Source organism: Pseudomonas sp. H26/SER47-MNA-CIBAN-0231, from assembly GCF_040310465.1.
Classification (GTDB): Bacteria; Pseudomonadota; Gammaproteobacteria; order Pseudomonadales; family Pseudomonadaceae; genus Aquipseudomonas; species Aquipseudomonas atacamensis.
On record NZ_JBEOPW010000002.1, the window covers coordinates 138,150 to 161,418 of the forward strand.

The window sequence follows — 23,269 nt, forward strand, 5'->3', positions numbered from 1 at the left end:
ACGGACTGTGGCGAAGGGCAGAATGCGCTATCCTTCGCGCCCTGAAAATTCACCTCCGCCACAGGATCCGCCCTCATGAAAGCCGCACTCGTCGAACTCATCAGCAAAATCAGCTCCAGCTGCATGGGCGAGGACGAGATCCTGAAGGTGGCCGACGAAGCCGCTCAGGCCTACGCCGATGCCGAGGCTTTTCTGACCGCCAATCCGGACATCAACTACGACGACACTTTCCCGATCCCGCTGGGTGAGTGGGTAGTGGTCGGTAGCCTGCCGGAAACCGTGCTGTTTCAGGCCGATACCTATGTCGACCTGTTCGCACAAATCGTTGCCTCGTTTGGTCCGGGCGTCGATTTCAATCTCAAGCCCAAACAACTGGCCAAGACCGAAGCGCTGACCGCACTCAACCGCATCCAGGTGCAAATGAGCAGCCTGAACAAGGAGAACGGCGGTTACACGTTGATGAACTTCAGCCAGTTGCTCGACGATGAGTTGCAAATGGTCCTGGTCTACGGCAACGATGTGCCCCGCGTGCTGGAGTTGTGCGCCGAGGTTGGCATCGCCGCCGCGCCAGCGCTGGAAGCCTTGAAGGTCGCCGTTCACGTCTGAACGCAATAAAAGGGAACCCTGCGCGCGACCGTCTATCCTAAAAGTGCATGCCACTATTCTGGAGCGACACCATGGGTTCCACGTTCAACGGTCTGATTGGCCTGATCATCCTTGCCCTCGACATCTGGGCCATCATCAACGTGCTGAAAAGCGGCGCCTCCACCGGAATGAAAATCGTCTGGGTGTTGCTGATCATCCTCCTGCCGGTGCTGGGCCTGATCATCTGGGCGATTGCCGGGCCACGGGGCAACGTCCGGATCTGAGCTGATTTTCGATCACACGGTCATCTCTGTGGGAGCGAGCCTGCTCGCGAAGACGTTGGGTCAGTCGCCATCACCGGCAACTGATGCTGCGCTTTCGCGAGCAGGCTCGCTCCCACAGTAATTTGCGCTGGTAAAAAACAACCGGAGGTTCGACCTGTCATCTTCGGCAACGTAGAATGCGCGCCTTTCCCGGGCAATCGTCCCCACGATGGCGCCCGCGCATTTATCGGAGCACTTGACCATGACCGTCACCAAGACCAGCGAGTACCTGGAAACCCTCTACGAAGGCTACGGCCAGCGTTTTCGCATGGAAAAACTGCTGCACGAAGTGCGCACCGAACACCAGCATCTGGTGATCTTCCAGAACCCGCGCATGGGCCGGGTGATGGCGCTGGACGGCGTGATCCAGACCACCGAAGCTGACGAATTCATCTACCACGAGATGCTCACCCACGTGCCGATCCTCGCCCATGGCACTGCCAAGCGCGTGCTGATCATCGGCGGCGGTGACGGCGGTATGCTACGCGAAGTGACCAAGCACGCCGGCGTCGAGCACATCACCATGGTTGAAATCGACGGCACCGTGGTCGACATGTGCAAGGAGTTCCTGCCGAACCATTCCGCCGGTGCCTACGACGATCCGCGCCTGAACCTAGTGATCGATGACGGCATGCGTTTCGTCGCTACCACCACTGAAAAATTCGACGTGATCATCTCCGACTCCACCGACCCGATCGGCCCGGGCGAAGTGCTGTTCTCGGAGAACTTCTACCAGGCATGCCACCGCTGCCTGAACGAAGGCGGCATCCTGGTGACTCAGAACGGCACACCGTTCATGCAAATCGACGAAGTCAAAACCACCGCCGGTCGCCTGCGCAGCCTGTTCCCGGACTGGCATTTCTACCAGGCCGCCGTGCCGACCTACATCGGCGGTTCGATGACCTTCGCCTGGGGCTCGACCAACCCGGCCTACCGCAAGCTCAGCCGTGAAACCCTGCAACAGCGCTTCATCGGCAGCGGCATCGTCACCCGTTACTACAACCCGGAAATCCACATCGGCGCGTTCGCCTTGCCGCAATACGTGCTGCAGGCGGTCAACAAGCCGAGCAACGACTGATCACGCTGAAGTCGCTCTGCAAGGGAGCTTTTGTGGTGAGGGGATAAATCCCCTCGCCACAGAAGTCCGCCTTACCGATTGGATGGTTATTTTCACCGTTGTCGGCTGTAATCCTTTTGAACCAACTATCGCGGAAAAAAGTCGAGATAGAGGTAAGCCCATTTACGGGTTGATCGAGGAGGCACTGATGCAAAAGTGGAAAGTCACTTTCGTGGATGATCACGGTGAAATTGTCGATGAAGTCTTCGAACGTGAGGAATGCCCGTCCGATGATGAAGCCGCACGGCTCGTCAAAGAGCGGCTTCTTCCGGTCGCCGCCAAGCTGGATCTCAACGATCTGGAAGGGCGCACCGCCGATGCCGGTGTGAAAAACCTCAAGACCCAGAACGGCATCGAAATCCGCAGCATCACCCCTGTCTGAACACTTCCTGTCATCTCGTAAACCAGGCCTTGGCAGCGGCGCTCTCTTGGGGCTACTCTGCAAGCGAGATCAGCGAATGGATCGCTAAGGTCTGGTCTTGTCAGCTACATGCTTGTTTCCCGCGCGCAACCACGTTGCCGTAGTACTTAGGCCAAAAGGCCCGGGGCGGGAATACGGAAAGTCTATCCATCAATCGAGGGGGACGATTCATGAGCACAGCCTATCAAGAAGACATCAGCAGCAACGTTCTGCGCCGCATGAAAGAAGGCGGTTTCGATTTTTCCCGGTTCCATCCCATCGAGTTCTACGCGATTTTCCCGGACGAGGAGCGGGCGCGCAGGGCAGCAGGCAAATTTCGTGGTGAATCCATCAATGCCCAGGTCAGTGCGCGCGACGACGGCGCCTGGTCGCTGGAATTGAGCAAAGTGATGTACGCAACCTATGACGACATCGGCGATTTCGAGCAAGGCTTTTCAGCCGTGGTCGAACCGCTGGGCGGCATTATCGAGGGTTGGGGCGTGAAGCAGGAGGTGCGCAATCGTTACCGGTTGAATTGATATTGCGCATTGTCTGTCGGGCAACGGCTGACCTTCGGGTCGGCCGTTGTCGTTTCTGGCTTCTGCACATCGCAGTGGCAAAACCCTGAAACAAGAATCCTGGGCAAAAAAAAGCCACCGGAGAGGGTGGCTAAAAGGGAAGACGGGTATGCAATAAAGTCCTGTCGGGACGGGGCTGCCAAGGCAGTTCAGATCAGTTGAGCTGTCTACTTCGCGGCGGCGTGCCGGGGAAGTTTTGCAGCGAATGCGCGGATTATCCGCAGTCGTGGCCGGGCAGTGAAATCAACTCTGACTATGCTGGTGATAGGCGATGCAGTGCGTCGCAATGAAGCGGGGGCAATCGGACCGGGGCATTTGCCGCACAGGAATGGTGCGCAGCCTTCGGCGTGGATCTACAACCGATTGAAATCAAAGCGTTTATGCCGATGGCACGGGCCTTGCGAAGGCCTGTATGTCCGGAGTGACAAGGAGTACGGCATGATCCGCACCTATTTTGACGAGATGTACGATGCCGGCGGACTGGTCCGCCCGCATTACCGGGAATTTGCCCGCTGGCTGGCCGAGACGCCCGACGAGCTGCTCGCGCAGCGCCGCCGCGAGGCCGATCTGCTGTTCCACCGTGCCGGGATCACCTTCACGCTCTATGGCGACGAGCAGGGCACCGAGCGCCTGATTCCGTTCGACACCATTCCCCGCAGCATTCCGGCCAGTGAATGGCGGATTGTCGAGCGCGGCTGCATTCAGCGGGTCAAAGCGTTGAACATGTTTCTCGCCGACCTCTACCACGAGCAGCGCATCATCAAGGCCGGGATTATTCCCGCCGAACAGGTGCTGGCCAACGAGCAATACCAATTGGCGATGCAAGGTCTGGATCTGCACCGCGATATCTATTCGCACATCTCCGGCGTCGATCTGGTGCGCGATGGCGATGGCACTTATTACGTTCTCGAAGACAACCTGCGCACACCCAGCGGCGTCAGCTACATGCTCGAAGATCGCAAGATGATGATGCGTCTGTTCCCCGAACTGTTCTCCGCCCAGCGCATCGCCCCGATCGATCACTATCCCAATCTGCTGCTCGACACCCTGAAAAGCTCAAGCCCGATCGACAACCCGAGCGTGGTGGTGTTGACGCCGGGACGCTTCAACAGCGCGTTCTTCGAACACGCGTTTCTTGCCCGGGAAATGGGCGTGGAACTGGTAGAAGGCGCGGATTTGTTTGTGCGTGACGACAAGGTATTCATGCGCACCACCGATGGCCCGAAAGCGGTCGACGTGATCTATCGTCGCCTCGACGACGCCTTCCTCGATCCGCTGGCATTCAACCCGGACTCAATGCTCGGCGTGCCTGGGCTGCTGTCCTCCTATCGTTCCGGCAACGTGGTGCTGGCCAACGCCATCGGCACCGGAGTGGCGGACGATAAATCGGTGTATCCGTTTGTCACCGACATGATCCGTTTCTACCTCGACGAAGAGCCGATTCTGAAAAACGTGCCGACCTGGCAGTGCCGCAACCCGTCCGAGCTGTCCCACGTGCTGGCCAATCTTCCGGAACTGGTGGTCAAGGAGACCCAAGGCTCCGGCGGTTACGGGATGCTCGTTGGGCCAGCCGCGACGACAGCGGAAATCGATGCCTTTCGTGAGCGCATCAAAGCCAAACCCCATGCCTACATCGCGCAGCCGACGCTGTCGCTGTCGACCTGTCCGACCTTTGTCGAAAACGGCATCGCGCCGCGCCATATCGATTTGCGTCCGTTTGTGCTGTCCGGTCGCGAAACCCGTGTGGTGCCTGGCGGTTTGACCCGTGTCGCGTTGCGTGAAGGCTCCCTGGTGGTGAACTCCTCCCAGGGCGGCGGGACCAAGGACACCTGGGTAGTCGAGGATTGAAGGAAGCTTGCCATGTTAAGTAGAACTGCCTCGGATCTGTACTGGATGTCGCGTTACCTGGAGCGTGCGGAGAATCTCGCGCGCATGCTCGACATCAGTTATTCGCTGTCGCTGATGCCGCAGGACGGGCGCGGCGACGGTCTGCACGAACTCGCCATGCCGTTGCTGATCACCGGCACCCTGGACGATTACCTTGAACGCCACGGTGACCTGCACGCTGAACGCTTGCTGCATTTCTTCGCACTGGACGCGGCCAACCCGGCGAGCATCTACAGCTGCCTTGGCGCTGCGCGGGCCAGTGCCCATGCCGTGCGCGGGCGAATCACTGCGGACATGTGGGAAAACATCAACGCGACCTGGCTGGAAATTCGCGGCATCGCCGAACAGGGCTTGAGCCGCTATGGCATGAGTCGTTTCTGTGAATGGATCAAGGAACGTTCGCACCTGTTTCGTGGCGCCTCATACGGCACGATCATGCGCAACGACGCGTTTCGCTTTATTCGTCTGGGCACGTTTATCGAGCGCGCGGACAACACGCTGCGCCTGCTCGATGCCCGTTACGAAATGGCCGGCGATCAGGCCGAAGCAGTCAGCGACGGCACGGCGCACGCCTATTACCAATGGAGTGCGCTGCTGCGCGCCTTGTCCTCATTCGAGGCCTACACCGAAATCTACCGCGACGCGCCCGGCGCCCGGCATGTCGCCGAACTGCTGCTGTTACGCGCCGATGTGCCGCGTTCGCTGCGTGCCTGTACCGAAGAGATCGACCAGATCCTCGCGCAACTGCCAGGCGCCAACGGCCGACCGGCACAACGCCTGGCGGCGGAAATGGACGCACGCCTGCGCTACACCGGCATCAACGAAATCCTCGAAGAAGGCCTGCACGCCTGGCTGACCGAATTCATCCCGCTGGTGCGCCAGTTGGGCAACGCCATTCACAGTTCCTACCTGGAGGCTGCATGAGACTTTCCATAAGCCACGAGACCACCTATCACTACGAAGATCAGGTGCGCGCGAGCATCCAGTACCTGCGCCTGACGCCCCACGACAGCGAGCGCCAGCATGTCCTCAGTTGGCAACTCGACCTGCCGCGTCCGGTGCGTGCGCAGCTCGATCCGTTCGGCAACATCCTGCATGTGCTGACCATGGACGAGCCGCACGAAGCGATCATCATCGGCGCCCGGGGGCAGGTCGATATCGATGAATTGCGCGAGGCCGAACATGAGAGCCAGTCGGCGCTGCCGTTCCTGCGCTTCACGCGCCTGACCGAAGCCGATGAAGCCTTGCGCGAATTTGCCGCGAAGAACTGCAAGCAACGGCGTGATCGCACCGCGCTGATCGACTTGATGCACGGTTTGAATCAGCACATGACCTACACGCCGGGCTCAACCGAAGTCGACACCAGCGCCGCCGAAGCTTTCGCCGGTCGCGCCGGGGTTTGTCAGGATCATGCCCATGCGTTTCTGGCCTGCGCGCGCAGTCTTGGCGTGCCGTCGCGTTACGTGTCGGGGTATCTCTACAGCGAAGATTGCGAGCATCTGGCCAGTCATGCCTGGGCAGAAGCGTGGCTGGATGACGCGTGGTACAGCTTCGACGTGACCAACCAACTGGCGCGTCCGGAGCGACACTTGAAGCTGGCGGTCGGCCTGGATTATCTCGATGCCTGCCCGGTCCGTGGCATGCGCCGGGGCGGCGGCTGTGAGCAGATGCATGCGAAGGTGTTCGTCTCGCCGACGCCGGTTATTTCCGTGCAGCAACAATAGATTCGGGATACCGCTATCGCTGGCAAGCCAGCTCCCACAGGATGACCGGTGATTCGAACTCTGCGCCTACCCTGTGGGAGCTGGCTTGCCAGCGAAGAGGCCAGTAATAACACCCTAAGGCTTACGGCTTGGCTTTGCGGCCGGCCATGTGCTTGAGATAGCCCACCAGCATTTCCAGGTCTCCATCCGGCAACACCTGCGCGGAAAACCCGGGCATCTTCGCCTGCGGCCATTGGCGCAAACTCTGCGGATCGCGGATGTAGCGCTTCAAGAAATCCGCCCCGAAATACTCGGTCGGGCTATACGGAATATTCAGATCCGGACCGAACTGCGCGTCTCCGGCACCATTCAACCGGTGACAGGCCAGGCAGTTTTTCTGAAACAGGGCAAAACCCTTGTTCACCGGATCATCGGCCTTCAAGGCAGGATCGGGCAGCAGGGCAGGGAAGCGTTGGGCCACCGGCGCCATCAGCTTGATGCTGGCGACTTCGAACGGCCACTGTTCGGGGCTGATATTGCCGGCCTGCGGATCGGTCCAGACCAGATAGAACGGCCCGGCGCTGTGCTTGCCGGCAGACAGCGGTGGCCACGGCCGCGCCGGGTCCTCGATTGCCAGCCATGCTCGTGCGCCGTCCTTGTTCAGCAAGGGCGCGGCGGCCAGCTCTGCGGCAAAGCCGTCCAGCGCCACCGCTTGCAAGTGATCCTCCGGCTTGACCCCCTTCAGCAATGCGGCCAGAGGCACAGCCTGATAGGTCATGTCCTTCTTGTAGGAAACATCATTGTTGATCGTGAGAGTTTGCAGCTGAGGATGTTTGAGCAGCTCTTCGGTCTGCCAGGTGCGGCTGTTTGCGCCCAACTGCAGATCCAGTTGTGCGGCGGACAAGGGCAAGCTCAGCAGCAAGGCACCGAGCGCAGTGAGCGTTTTCAAATGATCGCCGTCCATGTCGTGGGAGTGCGCAAAGGTTGGCACAACCGCGCTGGCCCGGGTAGCGGGCCAGTCACATTTTCAGTGGCGATATACAGCACGCGACGTTTGAATCAGCCGATGACTTTGGTCAGATTCGGCAAGATCAACAACAGCGTCGTGGCGAAAAGAATGAGTCCTGCTTGACGTACTTTCGGTTGTTTGAACATGGCTTGACCGCCTTTATTGTTATTTCCTGATGCATGCCTGACTGCATATCCCTGACGGCACGCGTTGCACTTCCTGTTAAAGGACGCCCGTCTCGGCAAAACCCGACGACGATGGCGTACATCTTCACCTTAGAGCCCGCGTCTCCCTTCGCTTAGATCCATTTCATATGGAGTTCTTTGCAAAAGCTCTTAAAACGGCATGAGGCGTATTGCCAGCTTCTTTGCCGCCCGCTGGCTAGACAACTCGGCGACCTGAACCGGTTCACCTGATGACGGATGACCGTCCGTCTGAGCGTGTGCGTCAAGCGCTTTGAGCAATGTGGTCATTGCCTGCCAGTCGGCGCAGGGCGAAAGTGAAGTGACAATAAATCAGGTTCGAGGACGTCATGACTGAAGCTTTGATTTTCGATGCATTGCGCACCCCGCGTGGCAAAGGCAAGGCCGATGGCGCGCTGCACAGCGTGAAGCCGGTCAACCTGGTGGCCGGTTTGCTGAGCGCCTTGCAGGCGCGCACCGCGCTGGACACCAGTCAGGTCGATGATGTTGTCCTCGGCTGCGTCACGCCGATTGGCGATCAAGGCTCGGACATCGCCAAGACGGCGGTGCAAGTGGCCGACTGGGACGTCAGCGTCGCCGGTGTGCAGATCAACCGTTTCTGCGCTTCGGGTCTGGAAGCGGTGAATCTTGGCGCGATGAAAGTGCGCTCCGGCTTCGAGGATCTTGTGGTGGTTGGCGGCGTCGAGTCGATGTCGCGGGTGCCAATGGGCAGCGATGGCGGCGCCTGGGCACTGGACCCGCAGACCAACCTGCACAGCCATTTCACCCCGCAAGGGGTCGGCGCCGATCTGATCGCCACCCTCGAAGGCTTCAGCCGGCAGGATGTCGATGCCTACGCACTGCACTCCCAGCAAAAAGCCGCGCGAGCACGGTCCGACGGCTCGTTCAACAAGTCGCTGGTGCCGGTGCAGGATCAAAACGGCATCATCCTGCTTGATCACGATGAGTTTATCCGCGCCGAATCGACCCTCGAAGGCCTGGGCAAGCTCAAGCCAAGTTTCGAAATGATCGGGCAGATGGGCTTTGACGCCACGGCGTTGCGGGTCTACAGCCATGTCGAGCGGATCAACCACGTGCACACGCCGGGCAACAGTTCCGGGATTGTCGACGGTGCGGCGCTGATGCTCATCGGCTCCGAAGCCAAGGGCCGCACGCTGGGGCTGCAGCCACGCGCGCGTATCGTCGCCACGGCCGTCACCAGCACAGATCCGACCATCATGCTCACCGGCCCAGCGCCGGCGACCCGCAAAGCCTTGGCGAAGGCCGGACTGCGCGTGGAGGACATCGATCTGTTCGAGGTCAACGAAGCGTTTGCTTCGGTGGTTTTGAAATTCATCAAGGACATGGCCGTCGATCCCGGCAAGGTCAACGTCAACGGCGGCTCGATCGCCATGGGCCACCCGCTGGGCGCCACGGGTTGCGCGATCCTCGGCACCCTGCTTGATGAACTGGAAGCGCGGCATCTGCGCTACGGCCTGGCGACGCTGTGTGTCGGCGGCGGCATGGGCATTGCCACCATCATCGAACGCCTCTGAGCCCCGACTTCAAGGAACCCTGTTATGAGCGAAGCCATTCGTTACGAAAAAGGCCAGGACGGTATCGTCGTGCTGACCATGGACATGCCGGGCCAGAGCGCCAACACCATGAACGCCGTGTACCGCGAGGCCATGGCCGCTTGCGTCGCCCGCTTGCTGGCCGAGAAAGACAGCATTTCCGGAGTGATCATCACCTCGGCGAAGAAAACCTTTTTTGCCGGCGGCGACCTCAATGAACTGATCAAGGTCGGCAAGCCCGAAGCCAAAGCTTTCTACGACATGGTGCTGACCCTCAAGGAGCAATTGCGCAGCCTGGAAACCCTCGGCAAACCGGTGGTCGCGGCGATCAACGGCGCCGCGCTGGGCGGCGGCTGGGAGATCTGTCTGGCCTGTCACCACCGCATTGCTGTTGATGACGCCTCGGTGCAACTCGGTCTTCCGGAAGTGACCCTGGGCCTGCTGCCGGGCGGCGGCGGGGTGGTGCGCATGGTGCGCATGCTCGGTATCGAAAAAGCCCTACCGTATTTGCTTGAAGGCAAGAAGGTGCGCCCGCAACAGGCGTTGCAGGCCGGGCTGATTGATGAACTGGCAGCGGATCGCGATGAGCTGCTGGCCAAGGCGCGCGCCTGGATTCTCGCCAATCCGGCGCCAGTGCAGCGCTGGGACGTCAAGGGTTACCAGATTCCTGGCGGCACGCCATCGAACCCGAAAGTGGCGCAGATGCTGGCGATTGCGCCGTCGATCCTGCGCGCGAAAACCCAAGGCACTCTGCCGGCGCCGGAGAAGATTCTATGCGCGGCGGTGGAGGGCGCTCAGGTCGATTTCGACACCGCGCACCTGATCGAAACCCGTTACTTCACCGAGCTGACGACCGGGCAGATCTCGAAAAATCTGATCGGTACGTTCTGGTTTCAACTGAACGAGATCAACGCCGGCGGTTCCAGGCCGCAAGGTTTTGCGCCCTATAAAACCCGCAAAGTCGGTGTGCTCGGCGCCGGAATGATGGGCGCAGGCATCGCGTTTGTCAGCGCCTCGGCCGGTATCGAGGTCGTCCTCAAGGACATCAACCTCGCCGCTGCCGAAAAGGGCAAAGCGCATTCCGCAGCGCTGCTGGACAAGAAAGTTGCCCGTGGCCAAATGACTGCCGAACAGCGCGAAGCGGTGCTGGCGCGCATCGTTGCGAGCGAAAGCGATGCCGATCTGGCCGGTTGCGATCTGATCATCGAAGCTGTGTTTGAGGATCGCCAACTCAAAGCCAGGGTGTCCGCCGCCGCGCAACAGGTCGTGGGCGGCGAAGCGGTGATTGCTTCCAATACGTCGACGCTGCCGATCACCGGTCTGGCGACGGCGGTGGCCGATCAAAGCAAATTCATCGGCCTGCATTTCTTCAGTCCGGTAGAAAAAATGCCGCTGGTGGAAATCATCAAAGGTGCGCAGACCAGCGCCGAAACTCTCGCTCGCGGTTTCGATTTCGTTCTGCAAATCAAGAAAACTCCGATCGTGGTCAACGACAGTCGCGGCTTCTTTACCTCGCGGGTGTTCGGCACGTTCACCAACGAGGGCATTGCCATGCTTGGCGAGGGCGTCAGTGCGCCGATGATCGAGACCGAAGCGCGCAAGGCCGGGATGCCGGTCGGGCCTCTGGCAATCTCCGACGAAGTTTCCCTCAGCCTGATGAGCCATATCCGTCAACAGACGGCCAAGGACCTACAGGCTGAAGGGAAACCGCTGATTGAGCACCCGGCCTTTGCCGTGATTGACTTGATGCTCAATGAATTCAAGCGACCGGGCAAAGCTGCCGGAGGCGGTTTTTATGAGTATCCAGCCGGTGCCCAGAAGCATTTATGGCCGGAGCTGAAAACGCGCTTCGAGAAGGCCGACGGACAGATCTCTGCGAAGGATGTGCGTGATCGGCTGTTGTTTGTGCAGGCCATCGAAACCGTGCGCTGTGTGGAGGAGGGCGTGCTGACCTCGACGGCGGATGCCAACGTCGGCTCGATCTTCGGCATCGGTTTCGCCGCATGGACCGGCGGGGCGCTGCAGTTCATCAACCAGTATGGCCTGAAGGACTTCATCGCCCGCGCGCAGTATCTGGCGGAACAATACGGCGAGCGCTTTACCCCGCCAGCGCTGCTGCTGGACAAAGCGGCGAAAGGTGAAATGTTCTAGGGCCAGCGAGCATTTCGGGGCTTGCCTTGGCCACGTGTTTCAAGGCAGGCTCTGGGGTGTTCATTATTCCCATCACGTGTCAGGTATTTTTTATGTCGCTGCGCATCTGCATTCTCGAAACCGACATCCTGCGGCCCGAATTGATTGACCAATATCAGGGCTATGGGCAGATGTTCCAGCGCCTGTTCTCGCAGCAACCGATCGCCGCTGAGTTCACTGTCTATAACGTGGTGAAGGGTGAGTATCCAAGCGACGACGAGATTTTCGATGCGTACCTGGTCACCGGCAGCAAAGCCGATTCGTTCGGTACGGATCCGTGGATCCAGACCCTCAAGACCTATCTTCTGAATCGCTACGAACGCGGCGACAAATTGCTCGGCGTGTGCTTTGGCCATCAATTGCTGGCGCTGCTGCTTGGTGGCAAGAGCGAGCGGGCCTCCCAGGGTTGGGGAGTCGGCACTCACAGCTATCAGCTGGCAGCCAAGGCGCCGTGGATGAGCCCGGTGCGCGAAGAGCTGACACTGCTGATCAGCCACCAGGATCAGGTCACCGAACTACCGGAAAACGCGACAGTCATCGCCTCCAGCGATTTCTGCCCGTTCGCGGCTTATCACATCAACGACCAGGTGCTGTGCTTCCAGGGCCACCCGGAATTCATTCACGATTACTCGCGCGCGCTGCTCGACCTGCGCCAGGAAGCGCTGGGCTCGCAGATCTACAGCAAGGGGGTCGCGAGCCTAGAGCAGGAGCATCATGGCGCCACCGTTGCAGAGTGGATGATGCGCTTCGTGGCGCACAAGCCAGAAGCGGCTCAACGCTAAAAGGGCCTGCTCCCACAATCCCTGTGGGAGCGAGCCTGCTCGCGAATATCCGGGGCAACGCGGTTCCGGCTACAGCCACCCGGACCGCTTGAAACTCGCCCACAAACTCACACACCCCACCGCAATAAACCCCAGCACTGCAAAGTAACCGTAGTGCCAGGTCAATTCCGGCATGTTCTGGAAATTCATCCCGTAGATCCCCGCTACCGCCGTCGGGAACGCGAGAATCGCCGCCCACGCCGCAAACTTGCGCTGCACCACGCTCTGCCGTGATGCCTCGAGCAACACGCCAATCTCGATGGTCTGGCTGGCAATGTCCGCCAGCGTGCTCAGGTCTTCCATCTGCCGCGTCACGTGAATCTGCACATCGCGAAAGTACGGTCGCATGTTCTTGTCGATGAACGGGAAACTCAGCTTTTGCAGCTCTTCGCCGATTTCCACCATCGGTGCCGCGTACCGACGCAAGCGCACCACATCACGGCGCAAACCGTGCAGCTTCTGGATGTCACGCTCGTTGAGGGCGCTACACAAAACGTTGCGCTCCAGCTCATCGATCTCGGCGTGGATCGCTTCGCCCACCGGCTGATAGTTCTCGATGACGAAATCGAGCAGCGCGTACAGGACGAAATCCTCCCCGTGCTCAAGCAACAGCGGGCGCGCTTCACAGCGTTGGCGCACATAGGCATACGACGCGGAGTGGCCGTTGCGAGCAGTGATGATGTAACCCCTGCCAGCGAAAATATGCGTTTCGATGAATTGCAAAACGCCGTTTTCGCGGACCGGCGAGTAGGTGACGATAAACAGAGCGTCACCAAAAGTTTCCAGTTTCGGTCGGCTGTGTTTTTCCAGCGCGTCTTCGATGGCCAGTTCATGCAAGTTGAACTGACGTTGCAGGTTGGATAATTCCTGTGCGTCCGGTTCTTCCAGGCCGATCCACACGAAGTGCCCGGGTTTGGCAGCCCACGCAGCACCTTCGTCCAGCGAAATATTGGTGACTTTCTTACCCTCGCTGTACACCGCAGCAGCAACAACTCGACCCATGGTGGTGGTTCACTTCTTCTTGGCAGATGGCAGGGGAACAAGGCTTCAGCTTAGCCGTGTCGCTGCTTGAGAGTCAGTGAAACTTCTACAGTTCACCCGGCAAAAGAAAACCCGCACGGGGCGGGTTTGGTTTCACGCGGCTTGCAGTTGTCGATCCATCGACTCGATGCACTCGCGCATCTGCTCGCGGCATCGCTCGATCAGCATAGGCATGTCGTCCATGGTCAATCCGACTGTAGGAATCGCCGGCAAGGAACGTATGAGAACGTTGCCGCTGCGCCAGCGATTCAGGCGCATGTGCTTGATATAGCTGCTCACGCACACCGGAACGATCGGCACGCCGGCGGCAATTGCCATCTGAAACGCGCCTTTTTTGAACGGCAACAAATCTTCACCGAGGTTGCGGGTGCCTTCCGGAAACACCCAGATCGAGGTGTCTTCGTTCTGCAAGGTGTGGGTCGTCGTCAGCATCGACTGCCGCGCCTTGTGCGCATTGCCACGGTCGATCAACACATTGCCGGCCAGCCAGAACAACTGGCCGAACAACGGCACCCACTTCAGGCTTTTCTTGCCGATACACACGGTACGGCGCGGGACGACATTGCCGAACACGAACAGATCGTAGTTGGACTGATGGTTGGCGATGATCACGCAACTGTCGGGCTTGTTCATCAAGCCGTTGACCTCGGACTTGACCCGCAAACGCAAGATACACATCGCCGGCAAAGCGTAGAGGCGGGCGCACAGTCGGCTGTTGTCCGGGTTGAACGGGCGGCACAGTCCAAGGATCACGCCGAGCACGCCGGCCAGAATAAAGTGCAGGCCCATCAACAACATACGAAACACAAACAGCATTTTTGCACGCCCACCGGGACAAAAGGTGGCGCAGTGTACGGATGTGCACTGTTTTCGGCAATTGCCGCTATAGAGTCCGGAGATGGCCGATGTTTAAGCGCATGTTTCAGTCTTGCCTGTCAGGCGCGTCCTAGAGCTTTCCGCGAATCTTCGACGTGTGACGTAAGAAAAAGCCCGACACGAGGGTCGGGCTATTCACTTACCGGCAGATCCTGGACGAGTCAGCCCAGATGTTGCTGATCCTGCAGGATGGCGTCGTCAAGAGTTTCCAGCAGTTGCTTGCGCACTTTCAGCTTGGTGTTCTTGTGCGCGAGCATGTTGATCTTCTTCAACTGCCGCGCGGCAGCCAGCGCGGCGCCCTGCAATTCTTCGGCTGTGACGACTTTGTCGAGGAAGCCTGCATCAACAGCACTTTGCGGATCGAACATCTCGCCATTGATCACCGACCGATGGAAAGCCGAACGCCGCAAACGGTCGCGTGCCAGCTCAATACCGGCGTGGTGCATGGTCATGCCGATCTGCACTTCGTTCAGGCCGATGCTGAACGGGCCATCGACACCGATGCGGTAATCGGCGGACAACAGCAGGAAAGCACCCTTGGCCACAGCGTGTCCCGGGCAAGCAACGATCACCGGGAACGGGTGAGAGAGCAGGCGGCGGGCCAGCGTCGAACCGGCTGTCACCAGCGCAACGGCTTCTTTCGGGCCGGCGGTCATCACCTTCAGGTCATACCCGCCCGAGAGGATCCCCGGCTGCCCGGTGATGATCACCACCGCGCGATCCGCCACCGCCTGATCCAGCGCCGCGTTAAACGCCGCAATCACATCCGGAGAAATCGCGTTGACCTTGCCATTGTTCAGGGTCAGGGTCGCGATACCGTCTTCGAGGTGGTAGGCAATCAACTCGCTCATGACGCTATTCCTTATTAGAAAGATGGGCAGACGTTACCCACCGCCGCAAGCCAGGTAAAGCGCCGTGACTGACCTGCCAGTCACCGTTTTGCGCTTCGGCCAGCGTCGCGCGCGTGTTGCCTGCTATAAAAGGAAGCGCACGGCTTACCCGAGATTGGCAGGTTTGCCATCGTCCGCTCTGGCTGAACGCAAGGGCCTCTCTTAAGCGCATGAAAATTCTGAAAAAAAGTTTGCCATCGCAAAAGCTTTCGACTACATTAGCGCGCCTCGACAGACAGAACATGTCTGCGGAGATACGGTGAAGTGTCCGAGTGGCTTAAGGAGCACGCCTGGAAAGTGTGTATACAGGAAACTGTATCGAGAGTTCGAATCTCTCCTTCACCGCCAAATTTGAAACGACAAAACCCCTGAAAACGTTAAAGTTTTCAGGGGTTTTGCGTTTCTGGAAGCCAAAAAACGACTAATAAAACTAACCCGACTCAGTGTCGGTTTTTTTGTGTCTTGGATGGTGCGCCAAGAGCACAGCTCCCTCACCTTTTTCTCGCCAAAATATCTGTGCTATATCACGGTTCCCCAATTCTGGTACTCGGAAAAGAACTCTGCCTGTCGGAAACGGAAAAGTCGCTCTTCCTCACGCAACTCCGAGAATTTGCCTACAACCGCGCATTGAGTCTCTCGTTATCCTGATGCCGTACCAGTCTGCAGCGGCTTCATCAGGAAATACGTTTCCCGCAGAAAGCAGGCTTTCTCCTCGTAATTGCGGTTTGCCCCAGTTGCCCTACCATCGCGGTATCATGATCTAATACCATGAACAACAAACAGCGCGGCACGCTCAAAGCTATTTTTTCAAGGCCGGTCCCGAATAACTTGGAGTGGGTGCGTATGGAATCGCTCTTCGGCGCAGTGGGCGCCCAGACCATTGAAGGCAATGGTTCAAGAGTGCGCTTTGAATTGAACGGTGTGGTCGTGACTTTTCACCGGCCCCACCCAGACAAAGAAGCAAAGCCCTATCAGGTGCGCGACGCTCGGGCTTTTCTTGAGCAAGCAGGAGTCATCCCGTGAACGTAATGAACTACAACGGCTATGCCGCCCGTATTGAATACAGTGACGAAGACGGCCTCTTCGTCGGCCATATCGCCGGTATCAAGGACGTCGTCGGATTCCATGGTGAGTCGGTCGCAGAGCTGCGGAACGCGTTCCAGGAGGCCGTGACTGATTATCTCGATACCTGCGCCAGGCTCGGTCGCGCACCGCAGAAACCCTATTCGGGGAATCTCAGCCTGCGCTTGGCGCCAGCGCTGCATGCGACGGTCGCTGTAAAGGCGCAGCTAGCCCATAAGAGCATCAATCAATGGGTTGCAGACGTGCTCGATCGTGAGGTCCACGCGTAGTGGCGAAATCTGGCTCTCAGTAGAAGTTGTACAAAACCCTGTCACCCGTCGAAATCTCCTACACGCCTCATTGACCCTCCGAACCGTCCCGAGTTTACTGTATGCGCATACAGTAAATTCACTATCAGGTTCGTATCATGAGCGTCACCATCCTCGGCCCTTTGTCAGGCGCGGGCGAAAAGCTTGCGCTGTATTCGTTTCGGATTCCCGCCGGTTTTCCTTCGCCTGCGGCTGATCACATTGAAAAGCACATCTCTCTGGACGAGGTTTTTGATATTCGTGCGCCGCACGTTTATCTGGCGAAGATCGAAGGCGAAAGCATGCAGGACGCCGGGATATTTTGCGGTGATCTGGTGATCGTCGATCGCAGCCTGAATGCCGAGCACGGCGATATCGTCATCGCCGGTCTCAACTCCGAACCCATCTGCAAGCGCCTGCACATGCGCGACAACACCGTCATCCTTCTTTCGGCCAACAGCAAATACCCGCCTCGCTACGTGATGGAAGGGGATGAGCTGGTGATCTGGGGTGTGGTGACTTACAGCGTGCGCGACCATGGCAAACCGTGAGCAGGTCTTCGCGCTGATCGATTGCAACAGCTTCTATGCCAGCTGTGAGCGAGTGTTCCGGCCCGATCTGGCGAAGACGCCGATTGTCGTGCTGAGCAATAACGATGGCTGCGTGATTGCGCGCAGTTATGAAGCCAAGCCCTTTGTGAAAATGGGCGCGCCGTATTTCCAGATTCGCGATGATTTGCGCCGCCATGGCATTCAGGTGTTCAGCAGTAATTACGCCTTGTACGGCGACATGAGCGAGCGGGTGATGACGATCATCGAATCCATGGTGCCGGCCGTCGAGGTGTACAGCATTGATGAGGCGTTCGCCGATCTCAGCGGCATCCCTGGGGACCTGACCGCGTTTGGCCGCACCATCCGCTCTGCTGTTTATAAGCGCACCGGCATCCCGGTCGGCGTCGGCATCGCCCCCACGAAAACGCTGGCCAAGCTCGCCAACCACACTGCCAAACGCTTGCAAGCGCATACCGGCGGCGTGGTCGACATCTGCGATCCGTCCAAACGCGACTGGGTGCTGCGCAATACCGATGTCGGTGAAGTGTGGGGCGTCGGGCGGCGGATGAAAGCTCATCTGGAAAGCATGCAGATCAGAAGCGCGATGGACCTGGCGAAGGCCGATCCGTGGACACTGCGGCGCAAGTTCAGCGTGGTGATCGAGAAGACCGCGCGCGAACTGGGCGGCACATCCTGTCTGGAACTGTCGGAAACAGAACCGCCGAAGCAGGAAATTTGCAGCAGCCGCATGTTTGGCAACCGTTTGACTACCATCGAGCCGATCAAGGAAGCCGTTGCTACTTATGTGCATCGAGCGGCGGAAAAGCTGCGTGCGCAGAGTTCGCTGTGCAAAAAGATCCGCGTGAGTATCCGCACCGGCATGTTCAATCCGGAAGAGGCGAAGTACGCCAATGGCGCGCTGATCGAGTTGCCTTATCCGACCAATGATGTGCGATTGCTGAGCAAGGTGGCGAGCGAAGCGATCGATCGATTGTTCCGGCCGGGGTTCAAGTACAGCAAGGCTGAGGTGCTGTTGATGGATCTGCGACAGCCCGGAGAATTTACCGAAGACCTGTTTGCACAGTCCCAACCTCAAGCGGCGGAGAGGGTGATGGGGGTGCTCGACCAGATCAATCAGCGCTGGGGGCATGGAACGTTGCGAGCGGGGAGTGTGCCGGCGGATCCGGCCTGGGGCATGCGACGGGAGATGATGAGTTCGAGTTTTACGACGAAGCTGGATCAATTGTGGGTCGTTAAATCCAATTGAGGCACGGGCCAGATCTGGTGCCGCGTTACAATCGCTGCCTTCACTTATGCAGTAAAGGGACGACTTTCATGATCATTTCCACCACTCATTCCGTCGAGGGGCGGCAGATCACGGCCTATCTGGACATTGTCAGCGCCGAGTCTGTGCAAGGGGTCAACGTGATCCGCGATATGTTCGCCGGCATGCGCGACTTCTTTGGCGGGCGCTCGCAGACGTTGGAGCGGGCTCTTAAAGAAGCACGCATTCAGGCAACCGATGAATTGAAAGATCGGGCGCGGGCATTGCAGGCTGACGCGGTGGTTGGCGTGGATTTTGAGATCAGCATGCCGGCAGGCAAGGGTGGCATGGTCGTGGTGTTTGTCACCGGAACGGCGGTGAAGCTGCGTTGATCATTGCGTTGAAGGCAAAGCCCACTCGCACGAGGAATGGGCTTTTTTCGCGTCAATCAGCCTTGAGGTTTGAGCGACACAGCACCTCTTGCGTCATAGGTCAGCGGTGTATCGATGGCAACGAGGGGCGGTGTCCCGTCAGGCTGCGCCGATGGCGCTGGCTCGCTGGGATGGTAGACGACGCCCGGCTGGAGAAGCGGTTTGTCCGGGTATTTGATGGTGATTTCACCCGAGGCGATCTTTTCCTTGAGTTTTTCCGCACCGGCCTTGCCGGCAGCGATCTGCTCGTCCGTGAGTTTTACGACTGGCATGTTCGGGAATCCATTGATCTGCATGATCTCTCCTTGAGATTCATTGGTAGGAGTCAGGGCAGCGGCCGTTCGATGGAAATCTTTAGCGAATGATCGCTCGCGACACTTTTTTCCATTCGTCGGTGATCAGCCTTTCTGAACGGCAAGTCCAGTAGTGACCAGCTAGTCTCAAAAGCGCTGAGGGACGATATTTTTCAGGCAAAACTGTTTTGCCGGTGTCGGCCCGGTTGCGTAGGGGAGAGTCTATGTCAGGTCCATTTATCGAAGATGATGGCGCTGAGTTTTCATTCAACAACTGTGTGCGCTGCGGTCAGTCGGAGTATCAGTCGGGGTTTGGCGAGGATCCGGTCAGCATCGGCAAAATCAAATCCACGGCCCCCAAAGGGCCGAAAGCGAAATTCCTGCCCAAGGTCACGGCAAGGACCAGAAAGTGATTTCATCCTGCACCCCGTCATTGAACGGGGTTTTTTATGTGCGCAAGAATGAGGGGGCGGGCGTTGACATTAATGTCGGTTTTTTTTCACAAACTTTTCACGTTGGCCAACGTAGTGTGAAGCCATCCGTTAGAAAGCAAGTCTCCAGCCCGTCTCCCCAGCGGGCTTTTTTTTGCCCGGCATAAAACCTTTTCCCTGATCGCGGTCCAATCGACGCTGTCGCCGGCGTCTGGACTTCCCTGTGCCGAGCGCATTAAATCCCGCTCCTTCTCGTCATCCCGTTTATTTGAGGTTTTCGTCATGCGTTTAACACTGCCTGCTCTGGTTCTTGGCCTTCTGGTTGCTCAAGGTGCAATGGCTGCCGGTGATGGCACCGCGGCGCTGGGCGGTGGCCTGGGTGGCGCGCTGGGTAACGTGGTCGGTCAGAAAATGGGCGGCAGCACCGGTGCTGCCATTGGTGCTGGCGTCGCGGGCGCAGCGGGCAGCGCAGTCGCCGCACGCAAGGGCAGCCGCACCAAAGCGGCGATCGGCGGCGGTGTCGGTGCAGCCGGTGGTTCGGTGATCGGCAACAGCCTGGGCGGCCGCAACGGCGCCACCATCGGCGCGGGTCTGGGCGGCGCGGCCGGCGGCGCAGTCGGCAGCAACCTGGGCAAAGGTCACAAGCGCCACTGAGACTGATGGCCTGTCAGAAAAAGCCCGACTCGATGTCGGGCTTTTTCATGGCTGAACGTTTCGTGCGAAATCATCTCCAATCTGCATACGCCCCGCTTGGGCGGACTGTCCCGATTCGGGAACTGCGAGGTTCATATGCGATTGTCATTATCTGCACTGTTTTTTGGCTTGGTCGTGGCGCAGGGCGCGATGGCGGCCGGAGATGGCACCGCTGCCGTAGGCGGTGGTCTCGGCGGTGCGCTGGGTAATGTGGTTGGCGGACAACTTGGCGGCAGTACGGGCGCAGCGGTCGGCGCAGGTGTTGGCGGCGCGGCAGGTAGTGCCGTCGGCGCGAACAAACGCAACCGCACCGAAGCCGCGATCGGCGGCGGCCTTGGCGCGGCAGGCGGCTCGGTCGTCGGCAACAGCCTCGGCGGCTCCACCGGCTCCGCCATTGGCGCAGGCCTGGGCGGCGCAGCAGGCGGCGCGGTAGGTAACAATCTTGGCGACGACGACGGCGGATCTCATTCCGGCGGCCACAAGCACAAGAACAAACACAAAAATAAACATCGCTGATTGATCAACGAAAACCCGGCCTGGCGCCGGGTTTTTCGTGTGTGGCCGTCAGGCAGAGGAACGATTGGCGGCAGGGCTTTTCGAACGTCATACATCCCACACGCTCAAGAGGTGCGCCATGACTCCGGAAACCGAAGGCAAAGAAGAGAAGGGCCCGAGTGGATTGCCGTTTATCAATGATCCGGGGAATGAAGATCCCGGCTCGCTGATGGATGATGCGACGGTGCCGTTGAATGATGCGGATGAGGCGGATATGGAGTATGAGGAGGATGGGGATGAGCAGTGAGGTGGGGTTGAGGTGTTGAATGATGGTTTAAGGGCCTGACTCAGCAGGCCCTACAGAAAAATCTGTTCCTCAGAATGATACGTCGATTCTTTGTGCTCTGATTTTTACAAACTGACCATTGAGGTGCGGAAAATCGAAGTGGATATCTTGATCCGCAAATTCGACGAACGACTTGAGCGTATCGCCTTCTAAGCGCCCCTGGATCTCGCATGAGAAACCGTCGTCAAGCATCTCGACATATGTTTCGCTGTTTTCACATTTTGCGATGTCAATTTCGTCCGGCAGCACCATTTCGAACTCGGCTGAGTAGGTCTCACCTACTTCGATGACTGACGGGCAGTGGCCTGCGAAACATCTCACAGTCACACCGTTGATGCTGAGCAGTAGCATTTCCTCAATGATTGGGTCGATCTTCACAATATGCGCGGGATATTTCTTAGTCATTTGCGAGCCATGCTGTTCTTTTCTTTCAGAGGATTGAGATGAACAGTGAGGTTTTTAAGAGGTGAACTTTGGCATAAAGGCCTGAGTCAGTAGGTGCCTAAGTCTAGTTTTCAGAGTTTTCATGCGGGTCGATTAATACATAGAGGTCATCGGAGGGCGACATTTTTTTGATTCTGCCTGCATCTATATAGGTCTTGAATTCACGCTCAAGAAATTTCATGTTAGTGTATTTTTTATATCTTAAAGGCCTGTCGGTGGCGTGTATGTAAAGGCGCCACTCATCAAAACCATCGATCCTGTTATTCGAACCGTAATCGAAGTCCACTGAGTCAGTGGGAAAATGAATAGCACAGCCTATGCCGTGTAGTTCATATTCAACACCATCGATGATTTCTCCGCAACGTTCTATTTTGCCGCTCCTCCAAAGTCTTAGGATGTTTCGAGTACCAAATTTTTCTTGTAATAGCGTTGTTCCTTCTTCAACTTTGCTGAGGAAGCCTTTGATCAAGTCTTCGAGACGTATCATGTTGTTGCTCATGTTTTTCTATTATTATCCAGTCGATCGGTATCGAGTCTTTTTAGGATGACATGTTTCATTCGCTCTTGTCTCGAAAATGGTTTTTCCAATATTTCTAATGATTTTTACATTGTGAATTTTGGTGTTTGTCTCACAAGTAGATGCCGAAGTCAGGGTGATTTTTTATGCGTTTTGGTCTTTTCGGTTTCTTTTTAGTTGGTCCATATATATAAGTTGCTAATTAAAGAGATTTTCTTGATTTTTTTTAGGTCTATGTATTCGGCGAATTCTTTTTCGATTATTTTTTTGTCGCAGTATTTTCTATATTTAGATGGTCTTTCGCAAGCAAAGAAGTATAAGCGGCAAATGTCAAACCCATTGATTTCACCATTAGGCCCATAGTCAAAATCTACAGTTCCTGTCGATAAATTAATGCGGCAGCCAATGCCGTGCAATTCATATTTAACTCCTCGAGTGACTCTCCCGCGACGCTTTATCGCCTTGGTATGCCAAAGCCTTCGAATGTCTCGAGTACCAAATTTTTCTTCAAATATCAGCGTGCTTGTCTCTACCATAGCAATAAAGTCATTTATCAGGGCATCCAAGGTTTGATCACTCATCCTTTTCTCCTAATTTGCAAAATATCTAGTCCGATGAATTGGCTGGCTGGATTGCATTTTTTATTGTTTAAAAATTGCGGTATGCTCTTTGGGGCGGTAATAGCTTTAGCGTTGGTGATATTGCTTTTGGTCTTGCAGGCGCTGCGCGTGGAGTGTTAAGTGCGTGATTTTAGACAGGTGACACTGTTAAATAGACGCTAGGTTCTCTTAATCTCAACGATGACGTAATGAATTTTATCTCGGAAGTCTCTGATGCAATGCAAACCAAGTGCCCGCTCTCAAAATTTTTAATGGATAATTGAAGTATTTCCCGTGTGGGGAGATTGGATGTCGTCAAGCTTGTAACTTCACTGCACGTTATCCCTATGCGACAAGCATTGTATCCTATGGATTCCCACTTCTTCGGAGGCGTGTCTGGAATTTCTCTGATGTCAAATGCCAGAGTCAGTGTTGAAAGATTATTGTCTATGTTTAGAGTGAAGAGCTTAATCTCTCCGATAGGTACATTTCGGCTGAAGACCATGTTGAAGAGTTTACTGCCATGTATCTCATTCCAGTAATTCATATTTTTCTTTTAGTCTGTCGATCTACCTAAAAAGCGTCTTTACGTAGTGTTGGTTAAGGCTCGGCTTGCGTCTTTCTTAAAATTCACTTGGGCGCCATTTATCATTTCTGTC

The 23,269-nt window shown here is 57.2% G+C and carries 29 protein-coding genes and 1 tRNA gene; 21 read left to right on the top strand and 9 right to left on the bottom strand.

Features of this window, described 5'->3' with window-relative positions:
• Positions 1-75: 75 nt before the first annotated feature.
• The 8 genes from AAEZ10_RS03505 to AAEZ10_RS03540 all read left to right on the top strand — a co-directional run bounded on the left by AAEZ10_RS03505 (position 76) and on the right by AAEZ10_RS03540 (position 6,614).
• Entirely contained in the window at positions 76-606 is a 531-nt protein-coding gene (locus AAEZ10_RS03505) for a hypothetical protein (protein ID WP_350567702.1), read from the top strand.
• A 71-nt stretch (positions 607-677) separates the two neighbouring features.
• Positions 678-869 carry a PLDc N-terminal domain-containing protein gene (locus AAEZ10_RS03510; protein WP_016773784.1) on the top strand — a complete coding sequence of 64 codons (192 nt, stop codon included), beginning with the start codon at positions 678-680 and terminating at the stop codon, positions 867-869.
• Between the two features lie 241 nt (positions 870-1,110).
• Positions 1,111-1,986: a polyamine aminopropyltransferase gene (gene speE, locus AAEZ10_RS03515; RefSeq protein WP_016773785.1), complete on the top strand. Its 876-nt coding sequence runs from the start codon at positions 1,111-1,113 to the stop codon at positions 1,984-1,986.
• A gap of 187 nt (positions 1,987-2,173) precedes the next feature.
• A complete protein-coding gene (locus AAEZ10_RS03520; protein ID WP_024012230.1) occupies positions 2,174-2,407 on the top strand; it encodes a hypothetical protein in 234 nt (77 codons plus the stop codon).
• Positions 2,408-2,616: 209 nt separating this feature from the next.
• On the top strand, positions 2,617-2,964 hold the full coding sequence (locus tag AAEZ10_RS03525) for a ribonuclease E inhibitor RraB (RefSeq protein ID WP_003223226.1): 348 nt from the start codon (positions 2,617-2,619) through the stop codon (positions 2,962-2,964).
• Positions 2,965-3,441: 477 nt separating this feature from the next.
• The gene (locus AAEZ10_RS03530) at positions 3,442-4,851 is read left to right on the top strand and encodes a circularly permuted type 2 ATP-grasp protein (RefSeq protein ID WP_016773787.1); all 1,410 of its coding nucleotides are present in this window, start codon (positions 3,442-3,444) and stop codon (positions 4,849-4,851) included.
• 12 nt (positions 4,852-4,863) lie between these two features.
• Positions 4,864-5,814: an alpha-E domain-containing protein gene (locus AAEZ10_RS03535; protein WP_016773788.1), complete on the top strand. Its 951-nt coding sequence runs from the start codon at positions 4,864-4,866 to the stop codon at positions 5,812-5,814.
• Positions 5,811-6,614 (top strand): transglutaminase family protein, encoded by an 804-nt coding sequence (locus AAEZ10_RS03540; RefSeq protein ID WP_073472583.1) that lies wholly within the window; start codon positions 5,811-5,813, stop codon positions 6,612-6,614. Before AAEZ10_RS03535 ends, AAEZ10_RS03540 begins: the two co-directional genes overlap by 4 nt.
• Positions 6,615-6,735: 121 nt before the next feature.
• Here the strand turns inward: AAEZ10_RS03540 and AAEZ10_RS03545 are convergent, their stop codons facing one another.
• Positions 6,736-7,557: a c-type cytochrome gene (locus AAEZ10_RS03545; protein WP_136494181.1), complete on the bottom strand. Its 822-nt coding sequence runs from the start codon at positions 7,555-7,557 to the stop codon at positions 6,736-6,738.
• Positions 7,558-8,134: 577 nt separating this feature from the next.
• On the opposite strand from AAEZ10_RS03545, the gene AAEZ10_RS03550 reads away from it, so the two are divergent.
• The 3 genes from AAEZ10_RS03550 (at position 8,135) to AAEZ10_RS03560 (ending at position 12,330) form a co-directional block, all read left to right on the top strand.
• On the top strand, positions 8,135-9,340 hold the full coding sequence (locus tag AAEZ10_RS03550; protein WP_350567709.1) for an acetyl-CoA C-acetyltransferase: 1,206 nt from the start codon (positions 8,135-8,137) through the stop codon (positions 9,338-9,340).
• 24 nt (positions 9,341-9,364) lie between these two features.
• On the top strand, positions 9,365-11,509 hold the full coding sequence (locus tag AAEZ10_RS03555; RefSeq protein ID WP_350567712.1) for a 3-hydroxyacyl-CoA dehydrogenase NAD-binding domain-containing protein: 2,145 nt from the start codon (positions 9,365-9,367) through the stop codon (positions 11,507-11,509).
• Between the two features lie 92 nt (positions 11,510-11,601).
• The gene (locus AAEZ10_RS03560) at positions 11,602-12,330 is read left to right on the top strand and encodes an amidotransferase (RefSeq protein WP_110645140.1); all 729 of its coding nucleotides are present in this window, start codon (positions 11,602-11,604) and stop codon (positions 12,328-12,330) included.
• A 69-nt stretch (positions 12,331-12,399) separates the two neighbouring features.
• On the opposite strand, the gene AAEZ10_RS03565 is transcribed toward AAEZ10_RS03560, so the two are convergent.
• The 3 genes from AAEZ10_RS03565 to AAEZ10_RS03575 form a co-directional block, all read right to left on the bottom strand.
• On the bottom strand, positions 12,400-13,371 hold the full coding sequence (locus AAEZ10_RS03565) for a magnesium and cobalt transport protein CorA (protein ID WP_071171539.1): 972 nt from the start codon (positions 13,369-13,371) through the stop codon (positions 12,400-12,402).
• Positions 13,372-13,503: 132 nt separating this feature from the next.
• Entirely contained in the window at positions 13,504-14,226 is a 723-nt protein-coding gene (locus tag AAEZ10_RS03570) for a 1-acylglycerol-3-phosphate O-acyltransferase (RefSeq protein ID WP_076566842.1), read from the bottom strand.
• 221 nt (positions 14,227-14,447) lie between these two features.
• Positions 14,448-15,137 carry a crotonase/enoyl-CoA hydratase family protein gene (locus AAEZ10_RS03575; RefSeq protein ID WP_076566844.1) on the bottom strand — a complete coding sequence of 230 codons (690 nt, stop codon included), beginning with the start codon at positions 15,135-15,137 and terminating at the stop codon, positions 14,448-14,450.
• Between the two features lie 297 nt (positions 15,138-15,434).
• Between AAEZ10_RS03575 and AAEZ10_RS03580 the strand changes: the two genes are divergently transcribed.
• The 6 genes from AAEZ10_RS03580 (at position 15,435) to AAEZ10_RS03605 (ending at position 18,753) form a co-directional block, all read left to right on the top strand.
• Positions 15,435-15,524, top strand: a tRNA-Ser gene (locus AAEZ10_RS03580).
• A 420-nt stretch (positions 15,525-15,944) separates the two neighbouring features.
• Positions 15,945-16,199 (top strand): type II toxin-antitoxin system HicA family toxin, encoded by a 255-nt coding sequence (locus AAEZ10_RS03585; protein ID WP_071171559.1) that lies wholly within the window; start codon positions 15,945-15,947, stop codon positions 16,197-16,199.
• On the top strand, positions 16,196-16,528 hold the full coding sequence (locus tag AAEZ10_RS03590) for a type II toxin-antitoxin system HicB family antitoxin (RefSeq protein ID WP_071171560.1): 333 nt from the start codon (positions 16,196-16,198) through the stop codon (positions 16,526-16,528). Before AAEZ10_RS03585 ends, AAEZ10_RS03590 begins: the two co-directional genes overlap by 4 nt.
• Before the next feature lie 137 nt (positions 16,529-16,665).
• The gene (locus AAEZ10_RS03595) at positions 16,666-17,097 is read left to right on the top strand and encodes a LexA family protein (protein ID WP_071171561.1); all 432 of its coding nucleotides are present in this window, start codon (positions 16,666-16,668) and stop codon (positions 17,095-17,097) included.
• Positions 17,084-18,364, top strand: a complete 1,281-nt coding sequence (locus tag AAEZ10_RS03600; RefSeq protein ID WP_350567719.1) for a Y-family DNA polymerase — start codon at positions 17,084-17,086, stop codon at positions 18,362-18,364. Before AAEZ10_RS03595 ends, AAEZ10_RS03600 begins: the two co-directional genes overlap by 14 nt.
• Before the next feature lie 68 nt (positions 18,365-18,432).
• The gene (locus AAEZ10_RS03605) at positions 18,433-18,753 is read left to right on the top strand and encodes a YbjQ family protein (protein ID WP_016773801.1); all 321 of its coding nucleotides are present in this window, start codon (positions 18,433-18,435) and stop codon (positions 18,751-18,753) included.
• Between the two features lie 56 nt (positions 18,754-18,809).
• On the opposite strand, the gene AAEZ10_RS03610 is transcribed toward AAEZ10_RS03605, so the two are convergent.
• Entirely contained in the window at positions 18,810-19,088 is a 279-nt protein-coding gene (locus tag AAEZ10_RS03610) for a hypothetical protein (RefSeq protein WP_122747084.1), read from the bottom strand.
• Between the two features lie 221 nt (positions 19,089-19,309).
• Here AAEZ10_RS03610 and AAEZ10_RS03615 point away from each other — a divergent pair, with 221 nt between their 5' ends.
• From AAEZ10_RS03615 to AAEZ10_RS03630, 4 genes are all read left to right on the top strand, one after another.
• On the top strand, positions 19,310-19,498 hold the full coding sequence (locus AAEZ10_RS03615) for a hypothetical protein (protein ID WP_024012286.1): 189 nt from the start codon (positions 19,310-19,312) through the stop codon (positions 19,496-19,498).
• 300 nt (positions 19,499-19,798) lie between these two features.
• A complete protein-coding gene (locus tag AAEZ10_RS03620) occupies positions 19,799-20,170 on the top strand; it encodes a hypothetical protein (RefSeq protein WP_016773803.1) in 372 nt (123 codons plus the stop codon).
• A gap of 135 nt (positions 20,171-20,305) precedes the next feature.
• A complete protein-coding gene (locus AAEZ10_RS03625; protein WP_024012287.1) occupies positions 20,306-20,725 on the top strand; it encodes a glycine zipper domain-containing protein in 420 nt (139 codons plus the stop codon).
• A 118-nt stretch (positions 20,726-20,843) separates the two neighbouring features.
• Positions 20,844-21,011 (top strand): hypothetical protein, encoded by a 168-nt coding sequence (locus AAEZ10_RS03630; RefSeq protein WP_016773805.1) that lies wholly within the window; start codon positions 20,844-20,846, stop codon positions 21,009-21,011.
• A gap of 69 nt (positions 21,012-21,080) precedes the next feature.
• On the opposite strand, the gene AAEZ10_RS03635 is transcribed toward AAEZ10_RS03630, so the two are convergent.
• The 4 genes from AAEZ10_RS03635 to AAEZ10_RS03650 all read right to left on the bottom strand — a co-directional run bounded on the left by AAEZ10_RS03635 (position 21,081) and on the right by AAEZ10_RS03650 (position 23,157).
• On the bottom strand, positions 21,081-21,455 hold the full coding sequence (locus AAEZ10_RS03635; RefSeq protein ID WP_016773806.1) for a UCP019853 family protein: 375 nt from the start codon (positions 21,453-21,455) through the stop codon (positions 21,081-21,083).
• A gap of 103 nt (positions 21,456-21,558) precedes the next feature.
• A complete protein-coding gene (locus tag AAEZ10_RS03640) occupies positions 21,559-21,981 on the bottom strand; it encodes a DUF6896 domain-containing protein (RefSeq protein WP_350567726.1) in 423 nt (140 codons plus the stop codon).
• A gap of 203 nt (positions 21,982-22,184) precedes the next feature.
• Complete coding sequence (locus AAEZ10_RS03645; RefSeq protein WP_073473934.1) at positions 22,185-22,592, bottom strand: DUF6896 domain-containing protein; 408 nt, start codon at positions 22,590-22,592, stop codon at positions 22,185-22,187.
• A 169-nt stretch (positions 22,593-22,761) separates the two neighbouring features.
• Positions 22,762-23,157: an Imm50 family immunity protein gene (locus tag AAEZ10_RS03650; RefSeq protein WP_073473936.1), complete on the bottom strand. Its 396-nt coding sequence runs from the start codon at positions 23,155-23,157 to the stop codon at positions 22,762-22,764.
• Between the last annotated feature and the right edge of the window lie 112 nt (positions 23,158-23,269).